This window comes from Dawidia cretensis (genome assembly GCF_018598175.1).
In the GTDB taxonomy this organism is placed as follows: domain Bacteria; phylum Bacteroidota; class Bacteroidia; order Cytophagales; family Cyclobacteriaceae; genus Ohtaekwangia; species Ohtaekwangia cretensis.
The window spans coordinates 101,517-122,959 of sequence record NZ_JAHESE010000022.1; the positions used below are offsets into that span (position 1 = coordinate 101,517).

The window sequence follows — 21,443 nt, forward strand, 5'->3', positions numbered from 1 at the left end:
AGAGGGTGACGGTGATCTTGTAGTTTTTTTCGAGATTTACGGTCAGACCTCATTGACCATGAAAAAAACACTAACCTTACTCCTATCATTAGCCCTGACTGCTACGGTCTTCGCCCAGAATGAAGACTTGCCGAGCGACTTCCTGAAGTCGACCTTCCACAAAGAGCGCCGCGCCAAGCTGCGCGAAAAACTGCCCGCCAACTCCGTGGCCGTGTTCTTTGCCAACCCCGTGCGCAACCGCGCCAACGACGTGGAGTACGTATACCACCAGGACCCCGATTTCTTTTACATGACCGGGTACAAAGAGCCGCATGCCGTATTGCTGGTATTTAAAGACAAACAGACCGCTGCCAATGGCTCGCAGTACGACGAGATCATCTTCGTACAGCCGCGTAACCCCATTCATGAAATGTGGACCGGCCGCCGCCTGGGCGACGTGAAGACACGCGAGCAATTGGGCCTCGAGCAAGCTTTTAACAACAGCGAGTTTGATAAGTATAGCCTCGACTTTTCGAAGTTTGCCAAGATCCTGTTCTTCGACTTTCAAAACGACGTGCGCGACGAGCAGGACGATACGTCGGATCTGTATGATCTGATCGCCCAGTTCAAAAAGAAAACCAACTACCCTACTCCGGGCACCTCGTTAACTGTATCGCGTGAGGCGCAGAAGAACAACCTTGACAAAGATGCGCTGGCGCCGATTATGGACGAGCTGCGTGGCACCAAGACAAAAGAAGAAATCGACCTGCTGCGCAAGGCAGTCATGGTTTCGTGCGTAGGCCAGGTGGAAGTCATGAAGGCGATCAAGCCCGGCATGTCTGAGCGCGAAGTGCAGGGAATTCACGAATTGGTATTTAAGAAATATCAGGCTGAAGACCTGGGCTATCCGTCCATCGTGGGAGGTGGCCACAACGGTTGTATTTTGCACTATATCGACAACTATAAACCGTCCCTGACAAACAAGGAGCTCATCCTGATGGACCTGGGTGCAGAATACCATGGTTATACCGCCGACATTACCCGCACCATTCCGGTGAACGGCAAGTTTTCTACTGAGCAAAAGCAGATCTACGACCTGGTGTTGAAGGCGCAGGAAGAAGCGATGAAGATCGCCAAGCCGGGCCTGCCCATGAATCAGCTGACGGTGGTATGCCGCGACATTATTAACAAAGGTCTGGCCGACCTGGGCGTTATCAAATCGCCTACCGACAAACACCTTTACTTCCCGCACGGGGTGTCGCACCACATTGGTTTGGATGTGCACGACCGCGGTGTTTATGTGCTGGCAGAAAACAGCGTGGTGACGATCGAGCCCGGCATTTATATACCTGACAACAGCGCCTGCGACAAGAAATGGTGGGGTATTGCCGTCCGTATTGAGGACGACTACCTCATTACCAAGACGGGCTACGAACTACTCTCCAGCTATGCGCCGCGCACGACCGACGATATCGAGGCGGTGATGAAGCAACCAAGTCCCCTGGACGACTTTGTGCTTCCAAACATTAACAAAACCAATTAACCCAAGTCGAAGCAAGGCTGTTTTCTCAAGAAGACAGCCTTCTTTATTTTTTCTTCCCTGCCCTGCATTATTTTTTGCAGGTCTTACGTCTCCTCCTGTAAGACCTATGTTATGATTTTTGTCAAGAAACATTTTACCCTCCAAAATCGTTATGTTTACCGCAACGAATACATGCCCTTGACACGCTTCCGATTGCCTTTTGTTCTGACACTCTGCTTCGCCCTTTCGAGCCTGGCTGTATGGGCGCAGCAGGAAAACGCGGACGAAGCTTTTCAGCAAGCGGCCGAGCATCACCGGCCGGTGTTGCTGGTCTTTGCCGGCTCGGACTGGTGTGCGCCCTGCATTCATTTTGAAAAAAAGATTCTGGCCGAGCATTCTTTCCAGGAGTTTGCCGGTGCCAACCTGGTCTTGTTAAAGGCCGATTTCCCGCAGCGTACGCGCCAACCGGATTCGCTCCGGAAACAAAACGAAGCGCTGGCCGAGAAGTATAATCCCACGGGCATCTTTCCCTACATTCTGGTGCTGCGCGACAACGGTAACGTTGTGAAGATATTGAACTATCACAACGAGTCGCCGGCGCAGTTTATCGACGAGATCAAACCGTTGTTGTTGCCATGATGGTGGCGCCGTTAACGGAGCATCGTAAGCAAGCCCGGTTGATGGGTTCTGCCTTCGAGTTCGTCACGGTGACAGAGGCAAGCGACCCCGAAGATCATATCGGCACCGCGATCGCGGAGGTGCGGCGTATGGAGGCTCTGCTGACGGAGTTCTCGGACACCTCTCAAACCGCCCAGCTGAACCGCGCAGCCGGTATCCATGCCGTGGAAGTAGATCCGGAAGTATACGCCATCCTCCACCGCAGCCGCGAGATTGCACGGTTGACGCAAGGCGCCTTTGACATCACGGCCGGGGTATTAAAAAAGCTATATGACTTTCGAAACAAACCCGCCACGCTACCCAGTCGCGCAGCGATCGATGCTGCGCTGCAACGTGTGGGGTGGGACAAGATCGTGTTGACAGCGCCGGGGCAGGTATATTTGTCGATGCCGGGCATGCACGTGGGGTTTGGGGCGATTGGCAAGGGTTATGCGGCCGACAAGGTGAAGAACGTGCTGCAACAGAAAGGTATACGCAGTGGTGTGATCAACGCCAGCGGCGACCTGACGGCGTGGGGCACGCGTCCCGATGGCACACCCTGGAAGGTGGGCATTGCCGATCCAAATGCACCTGACCGTGTTATTGCCTGGATACCGGTGCATCAGGCATCGGTGGCAACGTCGGGCAACTACGAACAATATTTTGAGCTGAATGGCGTGCGGTATTCGCACAACATTGACCCGAAGACGGGCTTGCCCGTGCAGGGAATAAAAAGCGCGACGGTGGTGAGCCCGAGTGCCGAGCTTTCAGATGCGTTGGCTACTGCCATTACCGTCATGGGCCCATCGGTAGGGGTACACTTCATCAATCAACTGCCCAACACACATTGCCTGATCATTGACGACCAGAACCGTCTGCACACATCGCGTCACCTATCCATAACTTTGAACTCTGCCACATGAAACGTTTACTCTACTGTCTGTCGCTCGGCGTTACGCTGTTGGCCTGCGAAAGTGTGAAGCCTTACCAGCGCGCTTACCTGAACGATCACGAGATGCAACCGGGCCAGCCGGGTGCGCGCGGCATGGAGGAAAACGTGCAGGCATACCGTGAGGGTGCTACCGGCGGCGGCAGCACCAAGAACAGTGGGGGATGTGGATGTAACTAACCAGGACTTTGAAGAAACGTTACCTCACCGCAGCCCTTCTGGCAGCAACCATTACTTCCTTCGGCCAGCAAACAACGCCTTATGCAAAGAAGCGTATTGCGCGTACCGATGTGCAGGCGCTGTTTTCTTTTTATACACAAGACAACGACCACTCGGCCGTGACGGGTGGGCAAGGCACGGAAGACCTGCAAGTTTATACCAGCCAGGTATCCATCGATGTGAACAAGGATTCCATCAATACATTCCACCTCGATGGCGGTGTGGATGTGATCAGCTCGGCGTCTACCGATCGCATCGACTTTGAGATGTCGTCGGCGTCGAAGGTTGATGCCCGCAGTCACGCCCGTATAGGCTACAGCCGGTTGTTATCCGCGCAGGGTATGAATGTAGGCGCGACGGCTTCATTTTCCATCGAGTCGGATTATCTTTCGATTGGCGGTGGGCTTTCGTGGAATTATACCAACCCATCGCAGCAGCGCGAGGTGTCGCTCGCGGTGCAGGCATACTTCGATGACTTGCGTTGGGGGCGTTTGGAGAATGGCCATCCGCAGAAACTGGTATATCCGGAAGAGCTTCGGTATAAAAACTGGTTTGATGAATACCGGCGTAATTCCATTAACATCGAAGCGGGTTTTCTACAGACTATTAACCGGCGCATGACGTTGGGCCTCTATCCGGGTATTACGTATCAGCAGGGATTACTCTCGACACCGTTTCACCGCATTTATTTTACCGATGGTTCGAAGGGCATCGAAAAGCTTCCCAGCGGCCGGCTGAAAATACCGGTAGGCCTGCAGTTAAATACCTTCCTGGGCAGCCGGTGGGTGCTGCGCACATCGTACCGTTACTTTTACGACGACTTCGGCATTGTCGCGCATGCGTTGAATGTGGAGTCGGCGGTGAAGATCAGTCGCGTATTTACGATTACACCGTTCATTCGACTTTATACACAACGAGGTGCCGATTACTTCAAGCCCTATAATAAACACGATGTCTCGGAGTCATACTATACTTCTGACTATGATCTTTCTTCGTTCGAAAGTATCAAGCCGGGTGTAGGTATTCGCTATGCGCCGTTTACACGCGGTAAAGCCATTACGTTTAATGACATTGAAATGCGGTATGCGCTGTACCATCGCACCGATGGTATGCAGGCACACATGATCACGGTATTTTTTAATTATACTGTCGAGCGTGAAAAGACACATCCGTTGTCTGAAAGGTAACCACCTGCCTGTATAAATATTTTTATATACATACTATAGGTATAGTTTATGTCAGACCGGGCGCTAAAACGGCTAGTTGCGGTGGCGTTGCGGTGTTTTACTGACATTTTGATGAGGATAGAACTCCCCATTCTGTCAGGTTTTTCTACAGCCATTTTGGCCGTTTCCACATGTCAGTTTTTTGCCAAAATGTAACTTTTTTTGTGGCAAAACGTACAATTCAACCGTTTACCTGATATATCGGGTATTAATAACGGGTGAAATGACATTTTTTGGCATGGAAGTTTCTCAGTAGCCCGTGAATGTTTGAAAACGTCTAAGTATGAAAATTTCAAAAATTGTTGTGTTTTTGGTTGCTTTCATGATGATGCCGATAATCGGCTCATACACAAAGGGTATCAGCCATAAAACCACTTTATTGGGCCATAACGAGGTAACTGTGACGCTGGAAACACTAACCGTGTACAATCCGGAGAAACGTCAGTGTGACAGAACACCCCTGATTACGGCTAGCAACGCACGAATTGACACGGATAAGCTGTTAAAGCAAGAAATTCGCTGGATGGCCCTGTCAAGAGACCTGTTAAAACGCTGGAAAGGCAAGTTCCACTATGGTGATACCGTACGGTTGCAGTCGGGAGACCCCGAGATCGACGGCCTTTGGGTGATCCAGGATAACCTGAATAAGCGCTTTAAGAGCGCAGGAGACCTGTTATTTGACGGCCGGGTACGTAAGCTCGGAAAATGGAAGAACGTCACTATAACGCGCCAGGATGAGTACATCATTAACAGCGCCCCGGACGTAAACAGCTAACATCAAAAAAGTCCACGGCTTATGCGTTAAACGCGGCCGTGGACTTACCGTATATTTTTTTATGCCTGCTGTTAGAGCGGCACGTTGCGATTCAGGGCATTGAGCTCCTGGAAGGCCTGTGTCAGGCGTTCTTTGAAGGTAGTTTCGCCATCGCGCAACCATACGCGCGGATCGTAGTACTTTTTATTCGGGGCATCGATGCCTGACGGGTTGCCGAGCTGTCCTTGCAGATAGTCGCCGTTCTTTTTGTAGTACTTCAGAATACCGTCCCAGAATGCCCACTGCAAATCTGTGTCGATGTTCATCTTAATGACACCGTAGCCGATTGCTTCCTGGATTTTCTCTGCTTCAGAACCTGAACCGCCGTGGAACACGAAGTTTACAGGGTTCTTGCCCGTGCTGAATTTCTTCTGGATGAAGTCCTGTGAGTTGCGCAAAATAGTAGGATCCAGCTTTACGTTACCGGGCTTGTATACACCGTGCACGTTGCCGAACGATGCCGCGATCACGAAGTTCGGGCTTATTTTTGACAGCTCTTCGTACGCATAGGCTACTTCTTCAGGCTGTGTGTACAGCTTGGAGGCTTCTACGTGCGAGTTGTCCACGCCGTCTTCTTCACCACCGGTTACGCCAAGCTCGATCTCGAGGAACATGTTGAGCTTGGTCATTTTTTCGAGGTAGCGTTTGCTGGTCTCGATGTTTTCTTTCAGCGGCTCTTCCGACAGGTCGAGCATGTGCGATGAAAATAGAGGCTTTCCGGTTTGTTTGAAGAATTTTTCGCCTTCTGCCAGCATGCCGTCAACCCACGGAATGAGCTTCTTTGCAGCGTGGTCGGTGTTGAGCAGCACCGGCACGCCGTAAGCATCGCTCACTTCGTGTACGTATTTTGCAGCCGCGATAGCACCCAGGATGGAAGCTTCTTGCTGCTTGTTCGGCAATGACTTGCCGGCGTAGAACGACGAGCCGCCGTTCGAGAATTGAATAATAACAGGTGAACCTACACTCTTAGCCGTTTCCAGGCTGGCGTTGATGGTGTTGGAGTTCGAAATGTTGATGGCGGGTAGTGCATACTGATTGGCCTTGGCATGATCGAATACGATCTTTGCCTGTGAGTATCCAAGTACGGTCGACATAGTGTTATGGTATGTTTAGTAAAAATTTCCAGCGTTGGTTTCCCGTGGCGGCCTACAAAAGTATCAGAAAATTTTAAAGAAGGGGAAATTCACACATGAATTACGTAGTCGCACCCCGCGAAAACCAAATATATACCGTGTGCGACGACAATATAATTTAAATCACGCTGTGCCTAACTAACGCATAATAGCTTCTGGCGCCGGCACGAGTGAAAATTGCTCTGCTAATAAAGTGTACGAGCGCAGACGATCTTCGTGATGGTCGGCAAATGTAGCTATCATTACTTCGTCTACTGCAAACTGCTCCGCGAGCTTCGTGATCTTTTCTTTTACCACGTCAGGCGTACCGGTTACCGTCCGCATACGATTGTATTGCACCCTGGCCCACTCTTCACGGCTATACTCATAGTCTTTGATCGCTTCGTACGAAGGTGCCTCGTCTATCTTTCCGCGTTCGATACTCAACAAGCGATAGTCCATTACCGCTTGTACTTGCGCTGCTTTTTCCTCTGTGTCACCACAGAAAGCAAAGATGCTGACGGACGCCTGCGGCGTTTGTGACCCGTCACCTTTAAATAATTTGCGATAAGCAGCAACGGCTTCCGGTCCACCAACGGGATTTATAAACTGTGCAAACGATAGCGACATACCAAAATGGGCAGCCAGGTAGGCACTCTCGCCACTCGACGTGAGCATCCACAAGTCGGGTATGGTCTCTACGCGGGGAATGGCTTTTACTTTTTCGTGTACGGTGCCGGGCCGGACATCTTCGGAAAGAAATGCTTTGAGGTCGATGATCTGGGTTAAATATTCCTGCGGATCAAATGTGTTGGAGGGATTCAGCAAGGAGGCCGTCAGGCGGTCGCCACCCGGGGCGCGGCCGATGCCCAGGTCGATGCGCCCCGGGTAGAGGGCTTCGAGCAAGCGAAAGTTCTCGGCTACTTTTAATGTGCTATGGTTCGGCAGCATGATGCCGCCGGAGCCAAAGCGTATGTGTTTGGTCTCGGCAGCAAGTCGTGCGATCAGGACTTCAGGCGCGGCGCCGGCCAGCGTGGTGATGTTGTGGTGTTCGGATAGCCAATAGCGTGTATAGCCCAGCTTGTCGGCCAGGCGTGCCAGGGCTACGCTTTCCTGTAAGGCCTCTACGGCCGTGCTTCCCCGCCGGATGGGTGTCTGATCCAGCACACTTAATTTCAATTGCATACCGATTGGATTGTCGTCTGGTGTTGACAACAGCACCTACGGCAAACAAGTGCGGGGATTCGCTACTTTTTACTGCGTGATTTTTTAGAGGTCGTCGGTACTGAAGGTGTCCCCTTGACTGATGTCACCCGTTTCAAAGCCCTTTTTGAACCAGCGTACGCGTTGCGCCGACGTGCCGTGGGTGAACGAGTCGGGTACGACCTCACCGGTGGCTTGTTTCTGCAGGCGATCGTCACCGATGGCTGAAGCGGCGCCGAGCGCTTCTTCGATGTCACCCGCTTCGAGTATATTCTGCATCTTCTGGGCGTGGTGTGCCCATACGCCTGCAAAGAAGTCGGCTTGCAGCTCGAGGCGTACGGATTGTTTGTTATACTCTGCTTCGCTGACCTGGCCACGCATGCTGTGTACGCGGTCGGTTGTGCCCATGAGGTGTTGTATGTGGTGGCCTACTTCGTGCGCAATGACATAGGCTTGTGCAAAGTCGCCGGGGGCCTGGAAGCGCGAGCGGAGGTCTTCATAGAAGCTGAGGTCGATGTATAGTTTCTCGTCGGCCGAGCAATAGAACGGGCCGGTTGCGGAACTGGCGTTGCCACAGCCGGAGGCTACCTGGTCGGTAAAGAGTACGAGGGTGGGCTCGCGGTAGTCGCTCTTGAGCTTGTGCCAGACGTCTTCGGTGTCGGCCAGCACCGTGGCGACAAACTGGCCCATCTTTTCTTCCTCGGCAGTGAGAGGGGCACGTTCTTCGGTGGTCGTGCCGCCGGTGCCAACGCCGGTCTGTTGGAGAACCTCCAGGGGGTTCTTTTTCATTACCAGGCTAATGACCACGACGATCAGAATTCCGCCAATGCCGAGGCCGCCTTTGAGCATGCCGCCACCGCCGCTACCGCGACGGTCTTCTACGTTTGAGCTTTGTCTTCTGCCTGTCCAGCGCATATCTGTAGTTGTTTAGAGTTTTACTATAAAATATTGGGCCTTACGTGCAGGCTCTCGCCAGTCTAAAGACTGGCATTAGGGTCAGGTCCCCCGATAAGATCGGGACTTAACGCAAGTCGCCTCCCTTCGGTCGGAAGACTTGAACCAGTTGTTACTTTGGCAGCGTCTTTAACCACGCATTTATAGCGGTGCGGTCGGCTTCTGTGATTTCGGCTTCGTGGTGGATCCAAAGGTAGGAGTCCAGGGGCATCCAGCCTTCGTTTACGGCTTCGCCTAGTTCTTCGAGCTTGTGGGCTGCTTTCTTGTCAGGATATGTTTTAAAGGTGGAGAAGTTTAGCTCTTCTTTGCCTTCTTCGATGTGGTGCGCCATCCACCAGGCTATCGGCTGAATGTTGTAGTACCACGGGTATGCGGTGTTGTTGCTGTGGCAGTCGTAGCATTTTTTTATCAGGATCTGGTGGACATCCTCGGGTATGGCGTACTTCTTCGAAATGTCGTCGTCCGTGATCAGCGGAAGAGCAATATTTTTGGAGGGTTGGATAAATTGCATGATCACCAGGATGGCCACCACTGCCAGTAGAATTTTCTTTCTTGTACTCATGGGAAGGTTGGTAATTCTAAAATACGAACAGTTTGGGAGATACGAAAGACCCGCCGGCAGGCATGCCTTAATAGCTGCCCCAGTAGCGACGTGAGAACCACTCGACGGTCACCAGCACCAGCAGCACAAAGAATACCCACTTGAGGTTGACCAGCGACTCGAACGATTCTTCGGTGTGGATCACACTTGTGGCCTCGGTCTTGCGTAGGTCGGCTTGTAGTTTGTCCAGTTGGGCGACGTTGTAGAATGTGCCCCCGCTATTGGCCGAGATGCGGCGGAGCAGGTCGAAGTCGGCCGTCAGGTTTTGCAGCTCAGTTTGGCGGTGCACGACGGCAAACTCGCCGCGTACTTCTTCTGCCTTTTGATTGACCGTGGTGCGCGCGCTATACCGGTATACTCCTTCTTTCAATCCGCCGATGGAATACTGGCTGTTGCCCTGGCTAAGTACATACGAGTAATCATACTTCTTGCCTTTTTCATCGGTCAATGACAAGGCGATGGTGTTACCATAGACCGGTTCAAAGAGATCGTTGTATACCTGGCTTTCAAAGACCACGGCTTCCGTATCGGAAAACTCTTGCTGCAGCGGATAGCTGCGGAACTTGCGTTTGTCGTCCGTGGTGCTGAGGAATTGGATCAGCTTGCCAAACAGCTCGTCAAAGGCTTCGGTATGTTCCGTGCGGTCAAACTCGTTCAGGCGCCAGCGCCAGATGCCGGCGCCCAACAATATACCGGTCTTACGTGCATCTTGTACACTTACCGCCAGCAGCGGTTTTTGCGTGGCCAGGTTGCCGATGCGTTGGTATAACAACGGTGCCGCTTGCAACGGCACGTTGATCTTGCCGAAGTGTACCGACAGCGGCGGATAGTCTGTCAGCAGCGACGTGGCACTGGCCGACAGCTCAAAGTTTGGAAAGGCGGGATTGACTACAGGCGTTACGTCGTCGAACTCGCGGGGCATGCCGTCGAGCTTCAGCGGCATGTTCTGCTGCGCGATCAGGCGCAGATCCGACAGCTCACCGAGGATGAGGAAGACCGAGGCTTTCGTCTTCAGCAAGCGCAGGAAGAGCTCGCGGGTGGTGCCGCGCAGGTCGGGTGCCTGGTGGAAGATGACGAGGTCTGTTTGATCTGATTGCAATACACTGGCCGGTTGTTCATCGAGGCCGGGTATGTGCAATACATATTCGTAGTTGGCGTTCTGCTCGATTACTTCGCGCAGCGCTTTCAAGTCAGGGTGTGGGGCGGGGGCAACAACCAATATCTTTTTCTTGCCTTCTACTACCTCCACAAAGATCGATGCGCGGTTGTTACGCGTGTTGAACTCGCCGGGCAGGACGGTTACTTCTACGTCGAGCTTTTGGATACCCTGGTCGTTGGCGGCGGCGAGAAAGTCGTATACCAATAGCTGATCGCCGTTGGCGGATTTGGTTTGCTGCGACAACACCCGGCCGCGTTGCTGCAGCGACACTTGCACCGGGCGATTGCCTGCGTTGCGCGCCATGACTTCCACCCGCACGGGGAACTGGTTGCCCTGGTAGGCAATTTTGTTATAGGCCACGTTCTTGATGGCAATGTCCATGCGCTGCAGCGTATCACCCACGCCCAGTGTATGGACGGGAAAGCCGTAGGCTGCGTAGAGCGGCGAAAGCCCCGTGTTATAGATCCCATCGGAGGCCAGCAGTACGCCGGCAATCTTTTTCCCTTCATAGCGGTTGGCTACTTTCTTTAATGCGCCCGTCAGGTCGGTGGTCGGCGCGGTATACGCCACGTTGTCAAGGGGCGTACCGGCCAGGCCGGTGCGTACTACCTGGTAGCCCTGTTCTTCGAGCGCTTGCTGCGTGGCTTGCAATTTTTGTTCTACGTTGCGCAATACGGTAGAGTCGGTTGCTTCCCGCACCGAGGCAGAGTCGTCATATAACATGACGAACACGGGCTTCTCGAACAGGTTGTTGATCTGCCGTATGATCGGTCCCAGCAGCAGGAAGAGCAGCAGGAAGAGCAGCAGCGCGCGCAGGCCGAGCAGGATGCGGTTCCACGTTTTGCTCCACGGGTGGCTGGCGCGATACATAAGGTACGCCAGCGCTGCGGCCAGTACGAGGCACAGTAGCAGGTAAGCGGGCGATGAGTCGAAGAGTATCTGTTGCATGGCGGCCGGCCGGGGTTAGTATCGATATTTATCTTTCCACAGGTTACGCAGGTACTTGCGCAGCTCTTCTTCGCGTGGGTTGTTGCCTGGTTCGTAGAACTTCGTGCCTTTGATCTTGTCGGGCAAAAACTCCATGGAGACGAAGTTGTTTTCAAAGTCGTGCGCGTATTGGTAGCCTTTGCCGTAGTCCATGTTTTTCATGAGCCTGGTGGGCGCATTGCGAATCTGCAGCGGCACGGGCAGGTCGCCGGTCTCGGCCACCACCTGGAGCGCTTTGCCAATGCCCATATAGCTTGCGTTGCTCTTGGGCGAGCTGGCCAGGTATACTACACATTGTGCCAGAATGATGCGCGCCTCCGGGTAGCCAATGATGTTCACGGCCTGAAAGGTATTGGTGGCCAGAATAAGCGCTGTCGGGTTTGCGTTGCCTATATCTTCCGACGACAGTATGACTAATCGGCGGGCGATGAACTTTACATCTTCGCCGCCTTCTACCATGCGCGCCAGGTAATACAAGGCGGCATTGGGATCGCTGCCACGGATAGATTTGATAAAGGCGGAGATGATGTCGTAGTGCGCCTCGCCGTTCTTGTCGTAGATGGCGATGTGTTTCTGCGCCAGGTCCATCACCAGCTCGTCGGTGATGACGATATCGCCGGGCACGGCATCTGTAATAAGCTCGACCAGGTTGAGGAGCTTGCGGCCATCGCCGCCGCTGATGTTGAGCAGGGCCTGGTGCTCGCGTATTTCAACGTTGCGCGTCCTGATCTCTTCGTCGCGGGTCAGGGCCTGGTGTACAAGCTCCAGCAGCTTGTCTTCCGTCAGGGCGCGTAAAGTATATACCTGACAACGCGACAGCAAGGCGTTGTTTACTTCAAAGGAAGGGTTTTCGGTGGTGGCACCGATCAATGTGATCGTTCCTTTCTCGACGGCACCGAGCAGGGCGTCCTGCTGGCTTTTATTGAAACGGTGGATCTCGTCGATGAACAGGATGGAACGCTGCGAGTGTTTGGCTTTTTCAATCACGTCGCGTACGTCTTTGACGCCGGCATTGATGGCGCTGAGGGTATAAAAGGGTTTCTTTACTTCGTGGGCAATGATGTTGGCCAGGGTGGTCTTGCCGACGCCGGGCGGACCCCAGAAGATCATGGAGGGGATACTCCCCATTTGTATGGCCCGGCGGATGACGCCATTCGGGCCTGTAAGATGTTCTTGTCCTATCAGCTCATCGAGCTTTGCCGGGCGCATGCGCTCCGCCAACGGGGGACGTGAATTCAACAGCACGATCGGTTATCACTAAAGCTTTGAAATTACGAAAACCCCCAGGAAGTAAAACTACCGGGCAAAATATTGGTCGATTTTTTCGGGCAACGTACGCCAGTCGAGGGGCTTGGGAATGTAGCCGGTAAAACCCTCTTTCAGAAACCGTTCTTCGTCGTGGGCAAAGGCATAGGCGGTTATCGCCACCACCGGTATGCCGGCTGTCGCGGGCTCGCTGCGGATGGCCCGCAGCGCGTCGACGCCGGTCATCTGGCCGGGACCCAGGTTGATATCCATCAGTATCAGGTCGAAGTTTTTCCGGGCGAGGGTCTCCAGGCAACGTTCACCGCTCTCCACGTGCGTAATCTGAAACGTTTCTTTAAAAAGTTTCTCCATGACCAACGCGTTGATCAGGTCGTCTTCGACGTATAGGATGCGTTTCATGGTGCAGGTGTATGGGCGGGTAGCAGGATGGTAAATACACTGCCTTTGCCTTTTTCTGATTGGGCGCGTATTTCGCCCTTCAGTGACTGAATGTACTTCTTCGCCAGGGCAAGTCCTAATCCGGTGCCTTCGTGGCTGCGGCTGCGGCCGGTGCTTTCCTGCTCGAAGGGTTTGTACATGCGGGCCATAAACTCGGGGGCGATGCCAATGCCGGTATCGGTTACGCGAATCATGATCATGCCGGGGTCGGCCTCCGCCAGGCGGGTCTCTACGAGTATACTGCCTTTGTCGGTAAACTTTACTGCATTGCCCAGGACGTGGGCAATGACCTGTCGCAGCATGTGCTCGTCTGATAGTCCTTGCGGGGCGTTGGGACAGGGCCGGAAGGTAATGTCGAGTCTTTTCTCGCGGGCGCGTCCCTCGACAGCGGCCAGGCATTGTTCCACCAGGGGGTTAACGGCTACGGACTTGCGTTTGGGGTCTTCCTGCTCGGCCTCGAGACGCGACAGCTCGAGTATGCTCGTCATGGTGTCGAGCAGGCGACGGCCGCTTTGCTGTTGCATCGCTACATACTTGCGGGTGTCTTCCTCCTTCGATTCGAGGGCGATCACCTGGCTAAGGCCTAGAATGCCGTTGATGGGTGTTCGGATCTCGTGCGACATGTTGGACAGGAAATTCGCCTTGAGCTTATTCATGGCGTTGGCGATCGCGCGTGCCTTTTCCAGATCCTCGACATGCTGTAAAATGGCGCGGCGCGCCAGCTCGTACGCCTGGTGGTAATGATAGATGAGGTAGACGATGATAAAGAAAACGAGGAGTAGCATAAGGATGCCTTCCGTATAGGCCAGCTGTTGCGGCGGCCCGGGATTCAGGTGAATGCCCGCATGACTGATCATGAAGTGCGCCAAAATGGGTAGAAAGTGCAACAGCGAGTAGATCAAACCCGCGCGACTACCCAAGGTGTGAAAGGCAAAGATGATATCTGCCACGGTCAACAGCGCTACAATGAAGTTAAAATCATCGAAGAGGTAGATGTTGATGTTGTTGTTCAACCATGAAACGATGACGAGGAAATGACATACAAACCGGATTGATCCGGTATACTTGATGTAGAAAAGTGTGCCGATAAACAGGGCGAAGATGATCAGGTTCTTGATGAGCTGGGCATCGTACCGCTTGATGATGTAGATGGTAAAGAAAAATACCAGCGAAATAATGGCGGCCATGAGGATGTGATACACCAGCCGGATGCTTGCCTGCTTTAATAGGTCAGGTTCGCGGCGTAGGTTATCGCCGATGAAATAATCGCATAGCAAATTCACGCGTTCAATATAAGCGGACGGAGCTTAACATAAAAGCATTGACACCACTGGTGTAACAGTGGTGCCATGTACGGTATTGCGATGCTGATTACTCCTGGCCCTTCGCTCTCATCTTGATGAACTCGCGGAAGCGACGCACCATGGCGATGCCAAAGCCGAACATCAGTACGAGGGTACCGATCCACAGGATGTTGATGAACGGTTTCTCCATGGCTTTGATAATGACCCAATCCTTTTGCCGGGTGTTGACACCCACGGTAAAGGTGTTGTTCTCGGGGTGGATGCTGAGTAATGTAAAGCGCAGGCCCAGGTCGTTGATTTCGTCGGAGATGCGGCCCACCATTTTGTCTTTGATGACAAAGAGCGGCTCGGCCACATATACGCCACGTTCGCCCTGTACTTTGATATGCGCCTTCACGGCTACGTCCTCATCACCGAGGGTAACACCTTCTACGGTGTGGACCCGCTCGACCGATTCGAGTACGGTGACATAGTCGTTGGCAAAAAACTGCTGGCCCTGACGAACGGTATCTTCTTGCAGCGGGCTCCACTCCTTCTCTTCGGTGGTATTCATGACCGACGACACGTGCGTGTACAGATCGGCGCTGACGGTGCGGTAGATGTCGGGTGATGCCAGCATGCCGCCCATCTCCTGATTGATCTGCGCCCGCGGATAGAGGGCATAGGTCTTACCGTTTTTACGAAGCTGTATTTCGTAGTAGGTATCTTCACCTTTGACGCCGATGGTATCGCCGGCTTGATACGCGATGCCACCCAGGTTCTGAGCAATTTTGGTAATAACCAAATCTTTGTCCAGGGTCTCGACCACATCGCTACGGCGTACATAGCCAGCGTGGTAACGCGGTGATAGGCGCTCGCCCATGTATTCGATGTCGTAGCCCCACATGGTGCGGGGTTCATTGATAAACAGAATGAGGTTGTCGCGGTTAAACTCGTCGCTGAAATCTTTGGAGATCATCATGCCCGTGTTGTTCAGGGAGACAATTTTTGAGTAGCCGGCCGAGAACATGACACCGATCAGCATCAGGCCGACGCCGATGTGCGCCACGGCGCCACCCGACAGACCGGCACTTGTGCGGAGGAGCTGGATAAGAATTTTTGTATTGGCACAGATGGTAAACAACCCCGTCAGCAACATCAGCACGTACCGAATGTCAAATACCTTGCGGACGTTGACAATGATGAGCGTTGCCAGCAGCGCTACCACAAAAGGTATAAAGAGCTGCTGCATCCAGGTCTTCAGGTCGATCTTTTTCCACCAGAGAAACTGTACGGCGCCCGAGAGGGTGGCAATGACGATCGCAAACCACAACTGAAATTTAGAATAGAAGGCGATCTGATCGCCGGGAGGAGCCAGCGAAGATTTGATGCCGAACAATCCAACAAATTGATTCCACACCGGGAACGACGTGGGGATCAACACCTGGAAGGCCATGAAGCATAGCGTGATCACACCGATGAAGATCCAGAACTCGCGGGAGTATACTGCTGCCTCTTCTTTGCTGGACGGTATTTCGCGCCAGCGTACAATGGCCAACACAATCGCCGCGACGGCAAAGAACAGCAGGTAGGTGAGCAACTGGCCTGACAGGCCCAGGTCGGTAAAAGAGTGTACCGACGTGTCGCCCAGCACGCCACTGCGCGTCAGGAAGGTAGAGTATAAGATCAGGACAAACGTCGCGATCACCAGTATGACAGAAGCCTTTAGCGAGGTCTCACTATTCTTGTACGAGATCATGGTATGGATAGAACCGACCAGCACAAGCCAGGGTACATATACTCCGTTTTCCACGGGGTCCCAGTTCCAATAGCCGCCGAAGTTGAGTGTCTCATAGGCCCAGTAGCCACCCATTAGAATGCCAAGGCCGAGTATGGCGGCGCTAAACAACGTCCATGGCAGCGCGGGGCGAATCCACTCGCGATATTTCTTAAACCACAGGCCGGCGATACAAAACGAGAAGGGCACCAACGTCGTGGCAAAACCGAGGAACAAGGTGGGCGGGTGAATGACCATCCAGTAGTTTTGCAGCAGCGGGTTGAGGCCGGTGCCGTCTTCGGGAATGAAGTTGGGATTGGTCTTAAAGATGGGCGCGTCGTGCATTACTTCACGCAGAAGAATAAACGGCGAGCTACCGATCTTTACCGCGATGCCTGGCAGCACGACGCCGAGGATCATTGACGCCAGGAAGGCCTGCACGAGTGCAAACACGGTCATGACGGGGGCTTCCCAGAATTTGTTGGTATGGATCAATATAATGCCGAGCAGCGCCTGCCAGAACATCCACAGCAGAAAGCTTCCTTCCTGCCCGTTCCAGAAGGTGGAGATGAGGTAGTCGGTCGCCAGCTTTTTATCGGAGTGGCTGTACGCGTAGTGGTATTCAAAGTAATGCCTGGAGATTATCACAAACAACATCACGCAAATGCCGACGGTGGCCAGGGCGTGCAGGTAGTAGCCTATGCGGCCGTTGATGACCCAGGCGTTTTTGTTGTGGAGATCTTCTATGCCCGCGGCGCGGAAGTAGGAGAAGGCCGCGGCGATGGCCGTGACAAATGACGTAATGACAAAGAAGTGACCGAGGTTACCAACCCAATAGTGCATCATGATATTGCCGTAGCGATTTGACAAAAAAAGAAAATAATAGTGCGGCCCAACCGGAAGCTATGCCGCGTGCCCTTATGCATTGATACTTTGCTCCTGGTATTTGGAGGGGCATTTCAGAATGATCTTGCTGGCTTTAAAGCGTTCGCCTGCATAACTGCCGACAATCACCACTTTTTCAGATTTAAGCATGTCGGCCGGCATGGGCTCGTTGTATTCCACGCGTTGTTCTTTGCCGGCATCGTCTACCAGGACGAACGAGAACGATACCCGGTCAGCACCTTCTTCAATGCCTACGATGTGACCGCCGGCATCTTTTTTCAGCTGGCCGACCACGTGTATGTCTTTTGTCTTACCGGTGGATGCCAGTTTGTACGCCTCGTCGAAATTCACGTATGTGCTGGCATCGCCGGCAGTGCCTACCATGATACCGATGGCGACGGCGATGACCACAATGATTAAAATGTGCGATTTCTTCATAATTCCCTCCTCCCTTTCAAAGGCAGCGCAAAATTAGACACAAAAGCCTAGAATGTAAGGGAATTTCAACTGAAAAAAGTCAGTCGGGGAATAGCGATGTTGTGCGGTTTTAGCGCTGTCTATCAGAAAGTTGCTTTTCGAGGCGCGATACTTTGCGGTCCATCAGTACGAGGTATACAATCAGGCCGACGAGTACGATCAGAATAATGCCGACGACCACATAGATCTTTCCTTCCGACCGCATGGTGTCGGCCATCTCAACCTCTGCCTGGGCCTGGGCCGTCAGGATGGTAAATAAAGACAGGAGGGCGGTCATGAGCTTATTTTTCATCTTCTATGTCTATTATCGTTTCTTCCACGGTTTTGAGTCGGATGCGCAGGGAGGTGATCCAGAGGCCAATCAGGATCCAGCCTGCCACGGCGGGGTAAAAGACCATCCGCATGCGGTAGTCCAGCTCGTAGGCGTTAAAGCCGGGGTTGCCACCGCTGCCGGGGTGCATGGAGCTTGTCATGCGGGGGATCACAAATATGAGCGGGACCATGGCCGCAAAGGCAAAGATATTATAGACAGCGCTGAGGCGGGCGCGCTGCTCCTGGTTGTCGAGTGAGCCGCGGAGTACAAAGTAGGCCAGGTATACCAGCAGGGCGATGGCGGCGCCGTTTTGCTTGGGGTCGCCGTGCCACGGTGAGCCCCACGTGTAGTTGGCCCACAGCATGCCGGTGAAAATGCCCAATATGCCGAATACGGTGCCTACGTTGGCATATTCCAGCACTTTGCGATCGAGCTCGGGTGAGGGGTTGCGCAGGTAGCGGACGGCATAGTAGACCGACATGGTAAATAAGAAGGTCATGCCAAACCACATGGGTACGTGGAAGTACAAGGCCCGGACGGTTTCGTTCAGAATGTTCAGCCGGGGAACCTCGGCCAGGAGGCCTGCCGTGTGCACATATAGCAATAAGCAGATTCCCAGTATTTTAACCCAATTCTTCATGCCCGCGTTTCAAAGGTCTGTTAGCTGCGCCAAATATACGGGAAGAGCAAATACGCCAGTGCGGTGAGGATACAATTAATTGCCAGCAGGTTGAGCAGCTCGTCCAGGCTGGCACTGCGGTCGATGCCGTCCAGCACGTTTTTGGTCAGGCGAATGGCCATCAGCAGGATGGCAATGACCACGGGAAAGCTGAGCACGGCCATCAGGATGTGGCTGTTGTTCGCCTTGGCGGCAATGCCCGAGATGAGTGTCAGCGCCGAGGAAAACCCCATCGACGTCAATACCAACGTCAGTAAAAAGTAGAGCGTGTCTTGTACCGGGTTGTCGATGAACAGGGCAAACAGCCCATAACCCGTAAGCGAGAGCACCAGGCAGAGCAGTGTGTTGTACAGAATCTTCGAGAGGATTACAACGTAGGGACTGGCCAATGTGTAATAGTAGATGGAGACGCCCCGCTTCTCGCCAATGAAGCTTTTGGCAACGCTATTCACGACCGAGAAGAGAATGGCCAGCCAGAACAGCGCCGACCAGGTGGCTTCGTTGATGGAGTTCTGCCGCAGGCTGAAGGTGAGGTAGCAAATAAAGATGAGACTGAACATGTACAGGCCTATGCCCGAGATCACGGCCTTGCGGCGCAGCTCGAGCATAAATTCCTTTCGTATGAGTGTCAGCAGCATGCCGGCTTATTCGTTCAGTGAGCGGTTGTACTGATTGAAGTACTGTACAAACATAATGAGCGCGAACAGGAAAAAGCCGCCAATAATGCCCATGATGCAGGTGACGGTGCGCGACAGCCTGGAGTCTTTCATGAGCGAGCCAAAACCTTTGGTCAGGTGCACGTTGGCTACGTCTTGTAAACGAAGCTCACGCTGTGTGCGGTCTTCGTATAGCTCTACCGTTTTGGAGAACAGCGACGCCGGGTTGATGTACCCTGCCATGGCTCTGCTGTCCGATTGCCGGCGGATGCCATCGAGCGTGACAATCTCCGAATCGAGCTTAGCAATCATTTTTTGATGTAAGACCTCCTGCCGCTTGCGGTTTTGCACGACGGGGTCGATGGAGTTCATGTAACGCATCAACTTCTTTTCCAGCGACGGGAAGATGGAAGGGTCTGTCACGTCGGCTGTGATCTTTAGAAAAACCACTTCCCGGTCAATGACGACTTCGTTGCGAACCGGAATTCGTTCGGTCCTGCTGTCCACCGTGAACTTCAGGTTTATGAGGCGCCTGGCCTCCTCGATCGTGAGTCCCGGCATAATAGAGTCTGCCGCCTCGAGCTCCTTTACGATAAACTCCGTCTCGTTCTTACTGATCAGGTCGGTGGAGAGCATCATGCTGGACGAATATTTGTCCTGTGCATTAAAAGAGATGAGTAGTGCCAGGGCCGCGCCCGCCAGGGGCAGCGCAATGAAGAGCGCCAGGTGTCGTTTTATGCTTCGATAAGCTTTGGCCAAAAGCTCCATCAGGTCAATCTCGTCAGACAGGTTTTTATCCATAGGGATGTAATGAGGGTGCAAGTTTAGCAGATTTTTAATATTACCTCAAATTCGCTTACCTTGGCGCTGTTTTAACGAAAATTAATGACGTCTACACATAAGGTACTGGTAACAGGCGCAGCCGGATTTATTGGATTCCACTTATCGCAAAAACTTGTAAACCGGGGCTTCCAGGTGATCGGGATTGACAATGTCAACGATTATTACGATGTAACCCTGAAGCATTCCCGTCTTGACATACTCAAGAAACTGCCTGCTTTTACATTTATTCAAGCTGAGCTGGCCGACGCAAAAGGCATTAATAAAATCTTTTCAGAGCAAAAACCGGACTATGTCGTCAACCTGGCCGCACAAGCCGGTGTACGGTATTCGCTGGTGAATCCCCACGCATACCTGGAAAGCAATCTGCACGGTTTTCTGAATATCCTGGAGGCATGCCGTCACAACCAGGTCAAGCACCTGGTGTACGCTTCGTCCAGCTCCGTCTATGGCGCCAACACGAAGATGCCATTCTCGGTACACGACAACGTGGATCACCCCATTTCGCTGTATGCGGCTTCCAAAAAGTCGAACGAGCTTATGGCCCACACCTATTCGGTGCTGTTCAACCTACCCACTACTGGTCTTCGCTTCTTTACGGTATACGGTCCGTATGGCCGTCCGGACATGGCGTTGTTCATCTTTACCAAAGCCATCATCGAAGGCAAGCCCATCGACGTGTATAACCAGGGCAAGATGCGCCGCGACTTTACGTACGTGGACGACATCGTGGAGAGCATCAGCCGCCTGACAACGCATATCCCTACTCCTAACCCGGAATGGAACGGCATGCAGCCCGACCCGGCGACAAGCTTTGCTCCTTACCGCATCTACAACATCGGCAATAACCGCCCGACGGAGCTGATGTATTTCATTGAAGTGATCGAACAGAAATTAGGCAAGAAAGCGATCAAAAACCTGATGCCGATCCAGGATGGCGACGTGCCGGCAACCTTTGCCGACGTAGACGACCTGATGCGGGCCGTAGATTTTAAACCGTCTACCCCGATCGAAGACGGCATTGGCAAATTCATCGACTGGTATAAAGAATATTACAAAATCAGCCTGTAATCGGCTTATAATAAAAGACATGGAGAAGATCAGCATCATTGGGCTTGGTTATGTAGGATTACCGTTGGCTGTAGAGTTTGGCAAGAAGTTGCAGGTAGTGGGTTTTGATATCAATCAGGACCGCATCGCCGAGCTGCGCAAGGGCCATGATCGCACGCTGGAAGTAGAACCGGAAGAGCTGAAGAGCTCGGCGGGCCTCACCTTCTCGTCCGAGACAAACGACCTGAAAGACGTCAACTATTTCATTATCACGGTGCCCACGCCGGTAGACGAGTTTAAGACACCCGACCTCCGTCCGTTGCAAAGCGCCAGCAAGACCGTTGGCAGCGTGTTGAAAAAAGGCGATATCGTGATTTACGAGTCTACTGTATATCCC

General features: G+C 53.0%; 21 protein-coding genes and 1 pseudogene. 8 read left to right on the forward strand and 14 right to left on the reverse strand.

From position 1 onward, the window contains the following. Positions 1 to 58 precede the first annotated feature (58 nt). The 6 genes from KK062_RS19530 to KK062_RS19555 all read left to right on the forward strand — a co-directional run bounded on the left by KK062_RS19530 (position 59) and on the right by KK062_RS19555 (position 5,327). Positions 59 to 1,522, forward strand: coding sequence for an aminopeptidase P N-terminal domain-containing protein (locus KK062_RS19530; RefSeq protein WP_254086024.1), 1,464 nt, complete (start codon positions 59 to 61; stop codon positions 1,520 to 1,522). A 111-nt stretch (positions 1,523 to 1,633) separates the two neighbouring features. Beyond that, entirely contained in the window at positions 1,634 to 2,140 is a 507-nt protein-coding gene (locus tag KK062_RS19535) for a thioredoxin family protein (RefSeq protein ID WP_254086025.1), read from the forward strand. After that, a complete protein-coding gene (locus KK062_RS19540; protein WP_254086026.1) occupies positions 2,137 to 3,081 on the forward strand; it encodes an FAD:protein FMN transferase in 945 nt (314 codons plus the stop codon). The genes KK062_RS19535 and KK062_RS19540 overlap by 4 nt, the downstream gene beginning before the upstream one ends. Beyond that, entirely contained in the window at positions 3,078 to 3,287 is a 210-nt protein-coding gene (locus KK062_RS19545; protein ID WP_254086027.1) for a DUF4266 domain-containing protein, read from the forward strand. The genes KK062_RS19540 and KK062_RS19545 overlap by 4 nt, the downstream gene beginning before the upstream one ends. A gap of 8 nt (positions 3,288 to 3,295) precedes the next feature. Continuing rightward, complete coding sequence (locus KK062_RS19550) at positions 3,296 to 4,513, forward strand: DUF3570 domain-containing protein (RefSeq protein ID WP_254086028.1); 1,218 nt, start codon at positions 3,296 to 3,298, stop codon at positions 4,511 to 4,513. A gap of 322 nt (positions 4,514 to 4,835) precedes the next feature. Further along, the gene (locus KK062_RS19555; protein ID WP_254086029.1) at positions 4,836 to 5,327 is read left to right on the forward strand and encodes an RlpA-like double-psi beta-barrel domain-containing protein; all 492 of its coding nucleotides are present in this window, start codon (positions 4,836 to 4,838) and stop codon (positions 5,325 to 5,327) included. A 71-nt stretch (positions 5,328 to 5,398) separates the two neighbouring features. On the opposite strand, the gene fbaA is transcribed toward KK062_RS19555, so the two are convergent. The 14 genes from fbaA to KK062_RS19625 all read right to left on the reverse strand — a co-directional run bounded on the left by fbaA (position 5,399) and on the right by KK062_RS19625 (position 19,957). Next, complete coding sequence (gene fbaA / locus KK062_RS19560; RefSeq protein ID WP_254086030.1) at positions 5,399 to 6,460, reverse strand: class II fructose-bisphosphate aldolase; 1,062 nt, start codon at positions 6,458 to 6,460, stop codon at positions 5,399 to 5,401. 177 nt (positions 6,461 to 6,637) lie between these two features. Then, the gene (locus tag KK062_RS19565; RefSeq protein WP_254086031.1) at positions 6,638 to 7,663 is read right to left on the reverse strand and encodes an LLM class flavin-dependent oxidoreductase; all 1,026 of its coding nucleotides are present in this window, start codon (positions 7,661 to 7,663) and stop codon (positions 6,638 to 6,640) included. 84 nt (positions 7,664 to 7,747) lie between these two features. Beyond that, the gene (ypfJ, locus tag KK062_RS19570) at positions 7,748 to 8,596 is read right to left on the reverse strand and encodes a KPN_02809 family neutral zinc metallopeptidase (RefSeq protein WP_254086032.1); all 849 of its coding nucleotides are present in this window, start codon (positions 8,594 to 8,596) and stop codon (positions 7,748 to 7,750) included. 151 nt (positions 8,597 to 8,747) lie between these two features. After that, positions 8,748 to 9,197: a heme-binding domain-containing protein gene (locus KK062_RS19575; RefSeq protein WP_254086033.1), complete on the reverse strand. Its 450-nt coding sequence runs from the start codon at positions 9,195 to 9,197 to the stop codon at positions 8,748 to 8,750. A 67-nt stretch (positions 9,198 to 9,264) separates the two neighbouring features. Continuing rightward, positions 9,265 to 11,343 (reverse strand): hypothetical protein, encoded by a 2,079-nt coding sequence (locus KK062_RS19580; RefSeq protein ID WP_254086034.1) that lies wholly within the window; start codon positions 11,341 to 11,343, stop codon positions 9,265 to 9,267. Positions 11,344 to 11,358: 15 nt separating this feature from the next. Continuing rightward, positions 11,359 to 12,591, reverse strand: a complete 1,233-nt coding sequence (locus tag KK062_RS19585; RefSeq protein ID WP_254086046.1) for a replication-associated recombination protein A — start codon at positions 12,589 to 12,591, stop codon at positions 11,359 to 11,361. An 87-nt stretch (positions 12,592 to 12,678) separates the two neighbouring features. Continuing rightward, positions 12,679 to 13,047: a response regulator gene (locus tag KK062_RS19590; protein ID WP_254086035.1), complete on the reverse strand. Its 369-nt coding sequence runs from the start codon at positions 13,045 to 13,047 to the stop codon at positions 12,679 to 12,681. Next, complete coding sequence (locus KK062_RS19595; RefSeq protein ID WP_254086036.1) at positions 13,044 to 14,369, reverse strand: sensor histidine kinase; 1,326 nt, start codon at positions 14,367 to 14,369, stop codon at positions 13,044 to 13,046. Before KK062_RS19595 ends, KK062_RS19590 begins: the two co-directional genes overlap by 4 nt. A gap of 88 nt (positions 14,370 to 14,457) precedes the next feature. Continuing rightward, on the reverse strand, positions 14,458 to 16,992 hold the full coding sequence (ccsA, locus tag KK062_RS19600) for a cytochrome c biogenesis protein CcsA (RefSeq protein ID WP_254086037.1): 2,535 nt from the start codon (positions 16,990 to 16,992) through the stop codon (positions 14,458 to 14,460). Between the two features lie 72 nt (positions 16,993 to 17,064). Further along, complete coding sequence (locus KK062_RS19605) at positions 17,065 to 17,469, reverse strand: cytochrome c maturation protein CcmE domain-containing protein (RefSeq protein WP_254086038.1); 405 nt, start codon at positions 17,467 to 17,469, stop codon at positions 17,065 to 17,067. A gap of 109 nt (positions 17,470 to 17,578) precedes the next feature. Beyond that, positions 17,579 to 17,800 carry a CcmD family protein gene (locus KK062_RS19610; protein ID WP_254086039.1) on the reverse strand — a complete coding sequence of 74 codons (222 nt, stop codon included), beginning with the start codon at positions 17,798 to 17,800 and terminating at the stop codon, positions 17,579 to 17,581. Next, complete coding sequence (ccsA, locus tag KK062_RS19615) at positions 17,790 to 18,461, reverse strand: cytochrome c biogenesis protein CcsA (protein ID WP_254086040.1); 672 nt, start codon at positions 18,459 to 18,461, stop codon at positions 17,790 to 17,792. Before ccsA (KK062_RS19615) ends, KK062_RS19610 begins: the two co-directional genes overlap by 11 nt. A gap of 20 nt (positions 18,462 to 18,481) precedes the next feature. Next, entirely contained in the window at positions 18,482 to 19,138 is a 657-nt protein-coding gene (locus KK062_RS19620) for a heme exporter protein CcmB (protein ID WP_254086041.1), read from the reverse strand. Positions 19,139 to 19,144: 6 nt separating this feature from the next. After that, positions 19,145 to 19,957, reverse strand: a complete 813-nt coding sequence (locus KK062_RS19625; RefSeq protein ID WP_254086042.1) for a Wzz/FepE/Etk N-terminal domain-containing protein — start codon at positions 19,955 to 19,957, stop codon at positions 19,145 to 19,147. 84 nt (positions 19,958 to 20,041) lie between these two features. Between KK062_RS19625 and KK062_RS19630 the strand changes: the two genes are divergently transcribed. Together KK062_RS19630 and KK062_RS19635 are read left to right on the forward strand one after the other, a co-directional pair. Continuing rightward, complete coding sequence (locus KK062_RS19630) at positions 20,042 to 21,067, forward strand: NAD-dependent epimerase (RefSeq protein WP_254086043.1); 1,026 nt, start codon at positions 20,042 to 20,044, stop codon at positions 21,065 to 21,067. A 19-nt stretch (positions 21,068 to 21,086) separates the two neighbouring features. After that, positions 21,087 to 21,443, forward strand: a pseudogene (locus tag KK062_RS19635) (Vi polysaccharide biosynthesis UDP-N-acetylglucosamine C-6 dehydrogenase TviB); the annotation flags it as partial.

What these genes read in the sequence shown, in the direction of transcription:
- KK062_RS19540 (WP_254086026.1), top strand. Translation starts at nt 2,137, where the DNA reads ATGATGGTGGCGCCGTTAACGGAGCATCGTAAGCAAGCCCGGTTGATG.
- ccsA (WP_254086040.1), bottom strand. Translation starts at nt 18,461, where the DNA reads ATGAAGAATTGGGTTAAAATACTGGGAATCTGCTTATTGCTATATGTG.
- fbaA (WP_254086030.1), bottom strand. Translation starts at nt 6,460, where the DNA reads ATGTCGACCGTACTTGGATACTCACAGGCAAAGATCGTATTCGATCAT.
- KK062_RS19555 (WP_254086029.1), top strand. Translation starts at nt 4,836, where the DNA reads ATGAAAATTTCAAAAATTGTTGTGTTTTTGGTTGCTTTCATGATGATG.
- KK062_RS19585 (WP_254086046.1), bottom strand. Translation starts at nt 12,591, where the DNA reads ATGCGCCCGGCAAAGCTCGATGAGCTGATAGGACAAGAACATCTTACA.
- KK062_RS19545 (WP_254086027.1), top strand. Translation starts at nt 3,078, where the DNA reads ATGAAACGTTTACTCTACTGTCTGTCGCTCGGCGTTACGCTGTTGGCC.
- KK062_RS19530 (WP_254086024.1), top strand. Translation starts at nt 59, where the DNA reads ATGAAAAAAACACTAACCTTACTCCTATCATTAGCCCTGACTGCTACG.
- KK062_RS19535 (WP_254086025.1), top strand. Translation starts at nt 1,634, where the DNA reads ATGATTTTTGTCAAGAAACATTTTACCCTCCAAAATCGTTATGTTTAC.
- ccsA (WP_254086037.1), bottom strand. Translation starts at nt 16,992, where the DNA reads ATGATGCACTATTGGGTTGGTAACCTCGGTCACTTCTTTGTCATTACG.
- KK062_RS19605 (WP_254086038.1), bottom strand. Translation starts at nt 17,469, where the DNA reads ATGAAGAAATCGCACATTTTAATCATTGTGGTCATCGCCGTCGCCATC.
- KK062_RS19620 (WP_254086041.1), bottom strand. Translation starts at nt 19,138, where the DNA reads ATGCTGCTGACACTCATACGAAAGGAATTTATGCTCGAGCTGCGCCGC.
- ypfJ (WP_254086032.1), bottom strand. Translation starts at nt 8,596, where the DNA reads ATGCGCTGGACAGGCAGAAGACAAAGCTCAAACGTAGAAGACCGTCGC.
- KK062_RS19580 (WP_254086034.1), bottom strand. Translation starts at nt 11,343, where the DNA reads ATGCAACAGATACTCTTCGACTCATCGCCCGCTTACCTGCTACTGTGC.
- KK062_RS19590 (WP_254086035.1), bottom strand. Translation starts at nt 13,047, where the DNA reads ATGAAACGCATCCTATACGTCGAAGACGACCTGATCAACGCGTTGGTC.
- KK062_RS19625 (WP_254086042.1), bottom strand. Translation starts at nt 19,957, where the DNA reads ATGGATAAAAACCTGTCTGACGAGATTGACCTGATGGAGCTTTTGGCC.
- KK062_RS19610 (WP_254086039.1), bottom strand. Translation starts at nt 17,800, where the DNA reads ATGAAAAATAAGCTCATGACCGCCCTCCTGTCTTTATTTACCATCCTG.
- KK062_RS19575 (WP_254086033.1), bottom strand. Translation starts at nt 9,197, where the DNA reads ATGAGTACAAGAAAGAAAATTCTACTGGCAGTGGTGGCCATCCTGGTG.
- KK062_RS19565 (WP_254086031.1), bottom strand. Translation starts at nt 7,663, where the DNA reads ATGCAATTGAAATTAAGTGTGCTGGATCAGACACCCATCCGGCGGGGA.
- KK062_RS19630 (WP_254086043.1), top strand. Translation starts at nt 20,042, where the DNA reads ATGACGTCTACACATAAGGTACTGGTAACAGGCGCAGCCGGATTTATT.